This is a genomic window from Algiphilus sp., assembly GCF_023145115.1.
Taxonomy (GTDB): Bacteria; Pseudomonadota; Gammaproteobacteria; order Nevskiales; family Nevskiaceae; genus Algiphilus.
This window is the reverse complement of record NZ_JAGLEJ010000039.1, coordinates 81,667-93,582: the sequence shown is the minus strand read 5'-3', so window position 1 is coordinate 93,582 and position 11,916 is coordinate 81,667. Positions and strand designations below refer to the sequence as shown.

The following is an 11,916-nucleotide window of genomic DNA, read 5'->3' as shown; positions in this document are numbered from 1 at the left end:
AGCTCAATGGGCCGAAGCCATGCGCTTCGGCGGGCGGGTCAGGACGACCCGCCCCGGGTCACTTGGCGAGGTCCGGAAGACCGAGCTTAGTGACTGCGGCCAAGCTTGCGAGACGCTAATATTGGGGCTCACGCGGGTGTAGCTCAATGGTAGAGCCCCAGCCTTCCAAGCTGGTTACGTGGGTTCGATTCCCATCACCCGCTCCAGGTTTCATTGCATGGCCTGCGGCAGACGCCATGCAAAGCGCGATGCGGTATCATCCGCGCACAATCTGCCCACCTAGCTCAGTCGGGCTGAAACCCTGCGTTTCAGCGGCCGGGCCAGGACGGCCCGGCCAGGGTCACTTAGCGAGGTCCGGAAGACCGAGCCTAGTGACCGCGGTCAAGCAGCGATGCGGTATCATCCGCGCACAATCTGCCCACCTAGCTCAGTCGGTAGAGCACACCCTTGGTAAGGGTGAGGTCGCCAGTTCGAATCTGGCGGTGGGCACCAGCGAATCCGGGAGCGCCCGACCTAGCGGTCGAGGCGCTCCCTTTCGTTTCGGGCCCGGGCAACTGACGCAAACGAGTCGCACTCTCCGTTCGATATCGGTTAGTGTCTCGTGACTCACGGGTACGTGTCCGCCTCCGGTCGAATCGATTCTCCGGCGGTCGGTTGCAGTGCACCCACGCGTCCAGAGTCGCCAAGGAGACGAATCAGATGACCATGCGATGCGCTTTCGCAGCGCGAGCGGCCACAGCTTTCGCCGGGCCGGCGTTCCTTCTCGTGGCTGTCGGTGCAATGCCCGCCCACGCCCAGCTGGACGAGGCCATCGACACCAGCGAGCGCGCGGTATCGGAGACGGATGCGTCGCAGCGTCGGATTGACGATCTGGACGAGCAGACGCAGGCGCTGCTGAACGACTACCGGGCGAATCTGAAGCAGCTGGAGCAGCTGGAGCGCTACAACGCCTCGCAGCGTCGTCAGCTGGAGGCGCAGGAGCGCGAGCTGGGGTCGCTGGAGCAGGACATTGCGACCATTTCCAGTCTGCAGCGCTCGGTGCAGCCGCTGATGGACGACATGCTGTCGGGGCTGGAGACGCTGGTGTCGGCGGACATGCCGTTCCAGCAGGGCGAGCGCGAGGCGCGGGTGTCGCGGTTGCAGGGGATCATGGACGACCCCGAGCAGTCGCCGGCGCAGCGGTATCGGCTGATCGTCGAGGCCTACCAGATCGAGAACGAGTACGGGCGCACGATCGAGGCGTACCGGAGCGACGTGACGGTGGACGGCACCACGTTCGAGAACGCCGAGTTTCTGCGGGTGGGGCGCCTGGCGCTGATCTTCAAGACCGACGACGACCAGACGCTGAAGATCTACGACGCCGACGGGCACGCCTGGCGCGATCTGGACGCGTCGTTTCTGGACGACGTCAAGACCGGCCTGCGCATGGCCAAGGAACAGATCCCGCCGGATCTGCTGACGGTGCCGGTGCCGGCGCCGCAAGACGCCGCACAGCAGGGAGGCTGAGGTCATGAGGCATGCAATGAAAGCGATTGCCGTCGCACGCCGTCTCGCGGTCCTGGGCGCGCTCAGCGCGCTGCCCCTGGGGGCCGGTCCGGCGATGGCCCAGCAGGAAAGTGGCAGCCAGCCGCTGACGCTGGACCGTGCGCTGCAGACCATCCGCGCCGAGCGGCGCGCGGTGAACGACGAGAACCGGGCACGCGAGCAGCGCTTCCTGGAGCGGCGCGACGAACAGCAGGCCGAGCTCTCGCGCATCCGCCGGGAAGTGGCCGACGCCGAAGCCGCGGCCGCCGAGCTCGAGGCATCCCGCAACGAGAACCAGCGGCGTCTCGACGAACTCAAGGCCCAGCTCGACGAGCGCCAGGGCGAATTCGGTGAACTGTTCGGCGCGGCGCGCGCCGCGGCCGCCGACCTCAAGGAACAGCTCGACGAATCGCTGGTCTCGGCGCAGTACCCGGGTCGCGGCGAAGAACTGGCCGAGATCGCCGAATCCGACACGCTGCCCTCGATCGACCAGCTGGAATATCTCTGGTTCACGCTGATGCAGGAGGCCAACCAGCAATCCAAGGTCGTGCGCTTCGACGCCCCGGTCATCGGCACCGACAACCGGCCCGAGACGCGCAGCGTCACCCGGCTGGGTCCGTTCACCGCCTTCGCCGACGGCCGTTATCTGCAGTACGGCGACGACACCCTGCGCTTTCTCCCGCGCCAGCCCGGCGGCGGTGCCACCGCCGCGGCCGAGCGCGTCGCCGGGCATGCCGGCGACGGCTTCGTGGGCGGCGTCATCGACCCCTCGCTGGGGCGCCTGCTCGGACTGGTGGTCGAATCGCCGACCCTGCGCGAGCGCGTCGACCAGGGCGGCGGCATCGGCTACGCCATCATCGTCGTGGCCCTTGCCGGGACCCTGCTGGCGCTCTACAAGTGGGTCAGCCTGACCATCACCTCGAGCCGGGTGCGGGCGCAGATGCGCTCCGACAGCCCGTCGACCGGCAATCCGCTGGGCCGGGTCATGCAGGTGTACGCCGACCATCGCGACGCCGACATCGAGACCCTGCAGCTCAAGCTCGACGACGCCGTGCTCAAGGAAGTGCCCAAGCTCGAGGGCGGCCTCAACATCGTCAAGGTGCTGGCGGCGGTGGCGCCGCTGATGGGGCTGCTGGGCACCGTCATCGGCATGATCGTTACCTTCCAGGCCATCACCCTGTTCGGCACCGGCGATCCCAAGCTGATGGCGGGCGGCATCTCGCAGGCGCTGGTGACCACCGTGCTGGGTCTGATTGCCGCCATTCCGCTGCTGCTGCTGCACGCCTTTGCCGCCAACGCCTCGCGGCGGGTGAGCCAGGTGCTGGAGGAACAGTCCGCCGGGATGGTGGCCGAATACGCCGAAGGGCGCGGCTGACAGCGCCATGCTCGATCTGCTGCATCCGGTCAACGCGGTGGGCGCGATCCGCGACTACCTGGACGCCGGTGGCCCGGTGGTCAGCGCGCTGCTGGTGTCCACCTTCGCGATGTGGGCGCTGATCATCGAGCGCCTGCTCTACTTCGCCTTTGTCGAGCGCAGCGCGGTGCGCGCACGGCGGGCGGCGTGGGAAGCGCGCAGCGACCACAGCACCTGGTTCGCGCACGCCGTGCGCGAGCGACTGATCTCCGAGCAGCGGCTGGCGGTGGAGCAGAACCTGACCTTCATCCGGGTGCTGATCATGGTGACGCCGCTGCTGGGGCTTCTGGGCACGGTGACCGGGATGATCGAAGTGTTCGACGTCATTACCGCGACCGGCTCGTCGAATGCGCGGCTGATGGCCTCGGGCATCTCGCGGGCGACGATTCCGACGATGACCGGTCTGGCGGTGTCGCTGTCGGGGATCCTGCTGATCAACTTCCTCGAGCGTCACGGCGCGCGCACCGTGGCGCGGCTGGGTGACAGCCTCGACGTGCACGCGGCACCCGACCGCAGCGGGGTGACGGCATGACGCGTCGGATCACGCGCAGGGAAGGCGACACCGGCGAGGTGAACATCACGCCGCTGCTGGACATCGTGTTCATCCTGCTGATCTTCTTCATCGTGACGGCGACCTTCCTGCAGGAGGAAGGCTTCGGGTTGAACGCGCCCGAGGAGAACCCGCCGGAGGACCAGACGCGGCCGCCGCCGACGCTGGTGCTGTCGGTGCGGCCGGACGGTTTCGTGCGGGTCAACGACCTGCGCATGATCGACCCGCGGTCGGTGAAGCCGGTGGTGGAGGAATTCAAGGCGCGGGAGCCGCGCGGCGTGGTGCTGGTGAGCGCCGCGCCCGAGGCGCGGGCCGAGACCACGGTGCTGGTGCTCGACCAGTCGCGACAGGCCGGGGTGGAGCCGGCGGTCGGCCTGCAGGAGGGCGCCGCGGCGGCGCCGGCATCGCGATGACGGAGGCCCGCCCATGCTGAAACGCACCCCGCGCATCACCGCCGAAGCCGATGAGGAGGATGTCAACGTCACGCCGCTGCTGGACATCGTGTTCATCATGCTGATCTTCTTCATCGTGACGGCGACCTTCATCAAGGAACCCGGTGTCGAGGTGCAGCGTCCGGAGGCGGCGACCGGCGAGGATCAGAAGCTGGTGTCGATCCTGGTGGCGATCACCGAGGACAACCAGGTCTGGATCAACAACGAGCAGGTGCCGCTGGACGGGGTGCGCGGCGCGGTCGAGCGGCTGCGCCGCGACAATCCGCGCGGCAGCGCGGTGGTGCAGACCGACGCCGGGGCGCACACGCGGATGATGATCGAGGTGCTGCGCGCCATCCGCGACGCCGGCGTCACCGAGACGGTCGCCGTGTCGACCCGGCAGAGCTGACGGCATGCGCGGCCTGCTTCGTCTTCTGACCGGCATCCCGGGCGCCGCGGTGGTGACCGGTGCGCTGTTTCTCGTTCTGGCGGCGCTGATCCATCGCGACGAGGACGTGCGCCTGAGCGAGGACAAGTCGGTGGAGATCAACGTCACGCGCCAGCTGCAGGACAGCACCACCCAGCAGCAGCAGACCGCGTTCCAGCGTCCGGTGCTGGACCAGCCGCCACCGCCGCCGCCGGCGGTGAACGACCCGAGCTTCCGGCCGACGGTGAGCGGCCAGATCGGCGAGGTGCCGGACTTCTCCGACGCCGAGCTCGACATCGGCACCGGGTTCAATCCGGACCGCGATGCGCAGCCCATGGTGCGCATCCCGCCGCAGTACCCGAGCCGCTGCATGGCGCGCGCGGACAATGCCGAGAGCGTGATCGTGCAGTTCGATGTGAGCCCCGAGGGCGCCGTGGTCAATCCGGAAGTGATCGATTCCACCAACGGCTGCTTCGATCGTGCCGCGCTGCGCGCCGTCGAGCGCTGGAAGTACGAGCCCAAGATGGTCGACAACCAGGCACAGCCGCGCTATGGCGTGCGCACGCAGCTCACCTTCAGGCTCGCGGAGTGACGAGCATGCGCACTGTTGCCCGAATCGTCGTGATGAGCCTCGTCGCCGGCATGCTCAGTGCCGTGCCGGTCCACGCCCAGGAAGACGGAGAGGGTCAGCGCACCCGGCAGGTCGAATCGCTGGCGCCGGCGGTGGCGCGGGAACTGGGCGCGGCCTACGAGGACCTCAGCAACGACCGCACGCAGCAGGCCCTGAGCAAGCTCAACCAGCTGATGAGCGGCCGCGGCGACAGCATGAAGCCCTTCGACAAGGCCTCCGTGCTGCAGATCCGCGGCTCGGCCTTCGCCTCGCTGGGGCGTCACGGCGAAGCCCTGCGCGACTTCGAGAGCGCGCTGCAGCTGGACGCGCTGCCGGCCGAGCAGAACCTGCAGCTGCGCTTCAACGTCGCCCAGCTGCACTTCCAGGAAGAAAACTACGGCGAGGCCATCCGCTACTTCCAGCAGTGGCTGGACGATGCCGAGGCCCCCGACGCCAACGCCTACTACATGCTGGCCGCGGCGCACTACTACCGCGACGATTACCGGGCGGCCGTGCCGCACATCGAGCGCGCGCTGTCGCTGGCCAAGGCGCCCAAGCAGCGCTTCTTCGACCTCGCCAACATCGTCTTCGCCGAGCTGAATCTGCGCGACAAGCGCGTGCGGCTGCTGGAGCGGATCATCGAGCACTGGCCCGACCAGGTGAGCTACTGGAAGCAGCTGGCGGCGACCTACAACGAGCTCGACCGGCAGCGCGAAGCCTTTGCCACGCTGGAGCTGGCCTACCGGAATGGCCTGCTGGGCGACGAGGCCGACATCGTCTCGCTGGCGCAGTTCTATTCGCGCTTCAACAACCCGCACCGCGGTGCCGAGCTGCTGATCAAGGAGATGGATGCGGGCCGGGTGACGCGCGATGTCGAGCATCTGGAGCTGCTGTCGCAGCTGTGGAGCCAGGCGCGCGAGCACAAGAAGGCGATCCCGGTGCTGCGCGAGGCGGCGCGGCTGTCGGATACCGGCGGGCTGGCGTTCCGGCTGGGTCAGGTGCTGTTTGCCGACGAGCAGTACGCGGCGGCCGAGACGGCGCTGCAGAACGCCCTGAACAAGGGCGGGCTGGCGGAGCGCGACCAGGCCGACGCCTGGCTGCTGCTGGGCACCGCGCGCTTCAACCAGGCCGGCCCGGGTGACCGTGAGCAGCGTGCCGAAGCCGACGCGGCCTATCAGCAGGCGCAGCGCTTCGGTCGCACGCGCAGTCGCGCCAGCGAGTGGCGCAGCTACATCGCGGCGATCAACAACACCGAGAGCCGGCAGGCGGCGCTGGAAGCCGAGCAGGAAGCCAACCTGGAGCGCGCCGCCGAGCAGCGCGCCCTGACCGCCTGCCGCGCCCAGCGCCTCTCCGGCGCCGACGTGTCCGAGCGCTGCCGGCGGCTGCTGGAGGCGGAGGATTCCGCGCAGGAGCAGGACGCGGCTTCGGATGCAGCATCGCCTTCAGGGGAGGGCGATTCGTCATCCTGATCGCCCGTGCGTGAACCGGTGCGCCGCGACTAGCGGGGCTCGCGCCAGTTGGCGTGCGTGTCCCAGAACGCGACGCTGCGGCGGTAGGCCTCGCGGTCCAGCGGCACGCCCGACCCGCCTTCCTCGACACCGAGGGCGTTGCGCATCATGGTGATGGGCGCCATCGGGATCTCCTCGGGCTCGGCGGTGGCGAGGCAGCCCACGACGCCCCAGTCGGCGTCGACATGCTCGCCTTCGCGGGCCATCTGGGCCTGCGAGTAGAGGATCACCAGGAGATACTCCGCCACCGGTGCCTCGACGCCCTCGAACCAGCGCGTCAGCACGGGCAGCTCGTCGCGGTTGCGCGCCTCGTAGCCGGATCGCAGCAGGTGGCGGTTGTCGTCGGTGATCGGAATGGTGGCGCAGCGCGTCGGGGTCCAGTTGCGGTGGACGTGCAGCTTGCAGAAGTCGGCGTAGCCGTCGAGCACCTTCAGGGGTGGCTCGCGGTTGAGATGCTCGGTGAAGGCGTCCGGCGTGGTGCCGACGATGGCGTTGGCGCGACCGTCCGCCGGGAACAGGCGGCGGCGGGCGAACGCGGTAAGAGCGATGCGCATTGCGCTTCCCGTTGCGATGGGCGGCGCCGCGCCGGCATCCGGCGCGACGCCGTCAGTGGATCTACTGCTGCGCCTTCTTCTTGAGCCGGTAGGCGTGCAGCAGCGGCTCGGTGTAGCCGCTGGGCTGGGTGGTGCCCTCGAAGATCAGCGCGCTGGCGGCCTCGAAGGCGACCCCGTCGAAGCCCGGTGCCATCGGCTCGTAGAGCGGATCGCCGGCATTCTGGCGGTCCACGACCGCGGCCATGCGCTGCAGCGCGTCGGTGACCTGCTCGCGCGTGCACACGCCGTGCAGCAGCCAGTTGGCGATGTGCTGGCTGGAGATGCGCAGGGTGGCGCGGTCTTCCATCAGGCCGATGTCGTTGATGTCCGGCACCTTCGAGCAGCCGACGCCCTGATCGATCCAGCGCACCACGTAGCCGAGGATGGTCTGCGCGCTGTTGTCGAGCTCGCGCTGGACGTCGTCAGCCGACAGTGCCTTCGGGTCATCCATCAGCGGGATGGTGAGGATGTCGTCCAGGCTGGCGTGCTCGCGCGAGCGCAGTTCCTCGATGCGCGCGAAGACGTCGACCTGATGGTAGTGCAGTGCGTGCAGCGTGGCGCCGGTGGGCGAGGGCACCCAGGCGGTGGTGGCGCCGGCCATGGGGTGGCCGATCTTCTGCTCGATCATTGCCGCCATCTCGTCCGGCATCGCCCACATGCCCTTGCCGATCTGGGCGTGGCCGGGCAGGCCGCAGCGGATGCCGACGTCGACGTTCCAGTCCTCGTAGGCCTTGATCCAGGCGGTCTGCTTCATCTTCGTCTTGGCGATCATCGGACCGGCATGCATGCTGGTGTGGATCTCGTCGCCGGTGCGGTCGAGGAAGCCGGTGTTGATGAACACCACGCGCGACTGCGCTTCCCTGATGCAGGCCTTGAGGTTGACGGTGGTGCGCCGCTCCTCGTCCATGATCCCGATCTTGAGCGTGTCGCGCGCGAGTCCGAGCGCATCCTCGACGGCCGTGAACAGTTCCACCGCGTAGGCGGCTTCCTCGGCACCGTGCATCTTCGGCTTGACGATGTAGACCGAGCCGGTGCGCGAGTTGCCCTTGTGGTCCGGGGCGGTCTTGTCGGCCTTGAGGTCGTGCATCGCGGCAAGCGCGGTCACGAAGGCATCCATGATGCCCTCGAAGATCTCGTTGCCCTCGGCATCGACGATCGCCGGATTGGTCATCAGGTGGCCGACGTTGCGCACGAACAGCAGGCTGCGGCCGGGCAGGCGCAGCTCGCCGCCGTCCGCCGCGGTGTAGAAGCGGTCCGCGCTGAGGGTGCGCGTGAACGGCTTGCCGCCCTTCTCCATCTGCGCCGACAGCGTGCCCTTCATGAGGCCCAGCCAGTTGCGGTAGACCTCGGCCTTGTCCTCGGCATCGACCGCTGCCACCGAATCCTCGCAGTCCATGATGGTGGTGACCGCGGCCTCCAGCAGCAGGTCCTTGACGCCGGCGGCATCGGTCTTGCCGATGGGGTGCCCCGGGTCGATCTGGATCTCGATGTGCAGGCCGTTGACGCGCAGGAGCACCGCCTCGGGCGATGCCGCGTCGCCGCGGTGGCCCACGAACTTGTCGGGCTCGGCCAGGCCGCTGCTACGGCCGCCTTCCAGGATTACCTGCAGCGCGCCGTCGACCACGCGGTACGCGGTGGCGTCGGCATGGCTGCCGTCGGTCAGGGGCGCGGCGCGGTCGAGATGCGCCCGCGCGTAGGCGATGACCTTCTGGCCGCGCACCGGATTGTAGGCGCCGGCGCGCTCGGCACCGCCGTCCTCGGGGATGACGTCGAAACCGTAGAGCGCGTCGTAGAGGCTGCCCCAGCGCGCGTTCGATGCGTTGAGCGCGTAGCGCGCGTTCTTCACCGGCACCACCAGCTGCGGACCGGCCTGGGCGGCGATCTCGGTATCGACGTTCTCGGTGGTGACCGCGAAATCGGCCGGTTCCGGCTGCAGGTAGCCGATCTCGCTCAGGAACTGGCGGTAGGCAGCGGCATCGTGCGGCTGTCCGGCGCGCTCGCGGTGCCAGCCGTCGATCCGTTCCTGAAGGTCGTCACGCTTGGCCAGCAGCGCGCGGTTGCGGGGCGAGAAGTCGGCGACCGCCTTCTCGAGTGCGCTCCAGAAGTGATCCGGGGAAATCCCGGTCCCAGGGCAAATCTCCTGATCGATCAGGGACTTGAGCTCGGTGGCGACGCGCAGTCCGCCGACCTGGGTGAAATCCGTCATGGCGTGCATCCTGGATGTGGGTTCTGATCGGCGCCTATTCTAGTCCGAGCGGTCGAGGCGCCCGGTTCGCGGTACACCGGAGGCGTACCGGCGCTCCTTACCCCGGCCTGTAACACGGGGGCGGCATGCTGCGAGGTTGGGCGGTTGACCGCGCCGCTCGTCTCACGGTCTATCGATTGTTCATCCGCGATGCGCAGATATTCGCTCTTCGGGTTCCGCATGGGTCGTCACGGCCTGACTGCCACCGTACTGATGGCGGTCACGGGTGCCGTGGCGGCGGGCGCGCCGCTGGCCGAGCGCGTCGAGACGGTGAAAGCCGAGGTGCTCGGTCTGCTGCCGGCGGTGGTGCGCGCGACACCGGAGCAGGGCGACGCGATCTCGATCCACGCCGGCGTCGAAGCGGACGGCTTCCTGATCGAGCGCGCCGAGCTGTCCATGGCCGGAGAGCGCCTGGGTACGCACACCTACGACACGCGCGAGGCGCGGGCCCTGCTCGATGGTGGCTGGCACCGGCTGGCGCGTCTGCCGGTGGCGGCAACGGCGCGCACGCTCGATGCCAAGCTCGTGGGGCGCTTCGCCGGACGCGATGCGCCGGTCGCGCTCGAATACCGTGTCGCGCTTCCCGCCGGCGGCGACGCGACCGCCGTGCTGCTCCCCGTGACGCAGGAGGAGCACATCATCAGCTCCGAGGAGCGCGGCTCGTCGGTGGGCATGTCGCTGGTGGAAACCCGGGCCAGGGCCGGTGCGCCGCGGTGGTATCGCCGCGATCCGTCGGCCCCGGATGCCGCCGCGACGGTGCTGCATGTCGCGCGCTACCGGGTGGCCACCGGTCAGGCGCTCGCCGCCTGGATCGCACTATCCGGTGTCGCGGACACTGCTGTCGCGCAGCGCGACGACTACCGGCTGGTGCTGGCCGAGGCCGGCGTCGCGCTGGACCTGCTCGACACGGCACGGGCAGCGCTCGACGGGGTCGATGGCGAGGCGGATCCGCGTCGGCGCCATGCGGTCGAGATGGCCCTGGCCGCGGCCCTGCTCGAGCGCGACCGCGCGGCGGTCGCGCTGGCACGTCTCGATCGGCTGCCGCCGCCGGCCGAGGCGGCCGCCCGCGCCGAGCGCGACGCGCTGCGCGGGCGCCTGCTGCTCGCCGTCGAGCGACCGGATGCGGCGGTCGATGTCCTGCGGCGCGCCGCCGGGCACGACGACGACGCCTTCGCGACCTACAACCTCGGCATCGCGGAGCTGCGCGCGGGGCGGATCGCCGACGGCCTGGCGACGCTCCGCCGCGTCGGTCGTGCCGACAGGGACACCGATGTCGAGCGCTATCTCGCCGACCGGGCGAACCTGCTGCTGGGCCAGCGCCATCTCGACGCGCGGGATTTCGGTGCCGCCCACCGCGCGCTCGAGCGCATCGGGCTGGCCGGTCCCTACGGCAACCGCGGCCTGCTCGCCATGGGTTGGGTCGCGTTGTCGCGTCCCGACGCCGTCGGCGGGACGGGCGAGCGTCTGCTGGATCTGCTGCCCTGGCGTCAGGGCTCCGATCCGGGCGCGGTCGCGGTGGGGCAGATGCGTGCCGCGCTGGACTACTGGGATGCGCTGGCGGCCGGCGACCCGCTCGACCCGGTCGTGCAGGAGGGCATGCTGGGTTCCGCGTACCTGCTCGGGCAGATCGGCGAGGAAACGCGCGCTTCCGGCCGCTACCGCGACACGGTCGCGGCGCTGGAATCGGCGCTGGACGCCATCGACGGCGATCTCGCAGCATTCGACCACCAGCGCTTCCTCGACACCATGGCGGCGACCGGAGAGCCGGGGCGCATGGGGCGTGACTGGCACGCGCGCGGCCTGCCCGATCTGCGGTTGACCGACTGGAGTACCGAGCTCCTTGCCGGAGCAACCTTCCAGCGCGACCTGCGCACCTATCGCGATATCGGCGTGCTGCAGACCCTGCTGTCCGCCATCGATCGTGCCGGTGCGGGCGACCGGCCTCAGCGCGAGGCGCTACGCACCCGGCTGGCCGAACTGCGGGACGAACAGGCCAGGGTAGTGCGTACACGGGCGCTCGACCATCTGCGCGATCGTCGCGAGCGGATCGCGGCGCATCTGGCGCGAGCGCGGTTCGCGCTGGCGCGGTCGGTCGACGTCGGTCTGGCGACCGGCGCTGCGGTTCAGAACGGCAGGTAGCCGACGAAGCGCTGCATGCGGGCGCGCAGCTCGTCGCTGCCCGCAGCCGGCGTTGCACCCTCGTCGTGGGCGCAGCCGCAGGTGGCGGCGCTGTCGTGCATCCGCCCCGCACCATGATCGCTGTCGCACCAGCTGCGCAGTGCGGTGGCGCTGGCCAGTGCCGACTGCGGGAACTGCCCCTCGAGCACCAGTGATTCACAGGTGGTGTCGTTCCGGCCGATCTCGATCTGCGCCGGGTTGGGCAGGCTCGGATCGACGGTCGGCGAGAAGTCGAAGCGACAGCTCCCCTCGACGCGGTCGCCGCGGATCAAACGCATGCGCTCGCCGTCCAGGCGGAGGTCGGCATCGACATTGCGCATCTCGGTGGCGTCGTGCCGCACGAACGCGCGCAGCGCCTCCGGGTTGATGGCGTGCGCCGGCAGGGCGAGCGCCAGCGCGGTCAGGCAGGCAGGGATGGACAAGAAGCGCATGGCGA

At 69.5% G+C, this 11,916-nt stretch carries 11 protein-coding genes and 2 tRNA genes; 10 read left to right on the top strand and 3 right to left on the bottom strand.

Features of this window, described 5'->3' with window-relative positions:
- The first annotated feature begins 132 nt into the window (after positions 1 to 132).
- The 9 genes from KAH28_RS13575 to KAH28_RS13535 all read left to right on the top strand — a co-directional run bounded on the left by KAH28_RS13575 (position 133) and on the right by KAH28_RS13535 (position 6,425).
- Positions 133 to 206, top strand: a tRNA-Gly gene (locus tag KAH28_RS13575).
- A gap of 210 nt (positions 207 to 416) precedes the next feature.
- Positions 417 to 492: transfer RNA gene (locus tag KAH28_RS13570), tRNA-Thr, on the top strand.
- A gap of 207 nt (positions 493 to 699) precedes the next feature.
- Positions 700 to 1,506: a DUF3450 domain-containing protein gene (locus tag KAH28_RS13565; protein WP_366918192.1), complete on the top strand. Its 807-nt coding sequence runs from the start codon at positions 700 to 702 to the stop codon at positions 1,504 to 1,506.
- Positions 1,507 to 1,522: 16 nt separating this feature from the next.
- Complete coding sequence (locus tag KAH28_RS13560; protein WP_290577503.1) at positions 1,523 to 2,899, top strand: MotA/TolQ/ExbB proton channel family protein; 1,377 nt, start codon at positions 1,523 to 1,525, stop codon at positions 2,897 to 2,899.
- Positions 2,900 to 2,906: 7 nt separating this feature from the next.
- Positions 2,907 to 3,470: a MotA/TolQ/ExbB proton channel family protein gene (locus tag KAH28_RS13555; RefSeq protein ID WP_290577501.1), complete on the top strand. Its 564-nt coding sequence runs from the start codon at positions 2,907 to 2,909 to the stop codon at positions 3,468 to 3,470.
- Complete coding sequence (locus tag KAH28_RS13550) at positions 3,467 to 3,901, top strand: biopolymer transporter ExbD (protein ID WP_290577499.1); 435 nt, start codon at positions 3,467 to 3,469, stop codon at positions 3,899 to 3,901. Before KAH28_RS13555 ends, KAH28_RS13550 begins: the two co-directional genes overlap by 4 nt.
- Positions 3,902 to 3,914: 13 nt before the next feature.
- On the top strand, positions 3,915 to 4,328 hold the full coding sequence (locus tag KAH28_RS13545; protein WP_290577497.1) for a biopolymer transporter ExbD: 414 nt from the start codon (positions 3,915 to 3,917) through the stop codon (positions 4,326 to 4,328).
- 4 nt (positions 4,329 to 4,332) lie between these two features.
- Positions 4,333 to 4,938, top strand: a complete 606-nt coding sequence (locus tag KAH28_RS13540; protein ID WP_290577495.1) for an energy transducer TonB — start codon at positions 4,333 to 4,335, stop codon at positions 4,936 to 4,938.
- 5 nt (positions 4,939 to 4,943) lie between these two features.
- On the top strand, positions 4,944 to 6,425 hold the full coding sequence (locus KAH28_RS13535) for a hypothetical protein (RefSeq protein ID WP_290577493.1): 1,482 nt from the start codon (positions 4,944 to 4,946) through the stop codon (positions 6,423 to 6,425).
- 29 nt (positions 6,426 to 6,454) lie between these two features.
- Here the strand turns inward: KAH28_RS13535 and KAH28_RS13530 are convergent, their stop codons facing one another.
- Complete coding sequence (locus KAH28_RS13530) at positions 6,455 to 7,018, bottom strand: DUF3228 family protein (protein ID WP_290577491.1); 564 nt, start codon at positions 7,016 to 7,018, stop codon at positions 6,455 to 6,457.
- A 61-nt stretch (positions 7,019 to 7,079) separates the two neighbouring features.
- The gene (locus KAH28_RS13525; protein ID WP_290577489.1) at positions 7,080 to 9,263 is read right to left on the bottom strand and encodes a malate synthase G; all 2,184 of its coding nucleotides are present in this window, start codon (positions 9,261 to 9,263) and stop codon (positions 7,080 to 7,082) included.
- 189 nt (positions 9,264 to 9,452) lie between these two features.
- On the opposite strand from KAH28_RS13525, the gene KAH28_RS13520 reads away from it, so the two are divergent.
- Entirely contained in the window at positions 9,453 to 11,441 is a 1,989-nt protein-coding gene (locus KAH28_RS13520; protein ID WP_290577487.1) for a hypothetical protein, read from the top strand.
- Here the strand turns inward: KAH28_RS13520 and KAH28_RS13515 are convergent.
- Positions 11,426 to 11,911 (bottom strand): hypothetical protein, encoded by a 486-nt coding sequence (locus KAH28_RS13515; RefSeq protein ID WP_290577485.1) that lies wholly within the window; start codon positions 11,909 to 11,911, stop codon positions 11,426 to 11,428. The two genes, KAH28_RS13520 and KAH28_RS13515, sit on opposite strands and share 16 nt — an antisense overlap.
- Between the last annotated feature and the right edge of the window lie 5 nt (positions 11,912 to 11,916).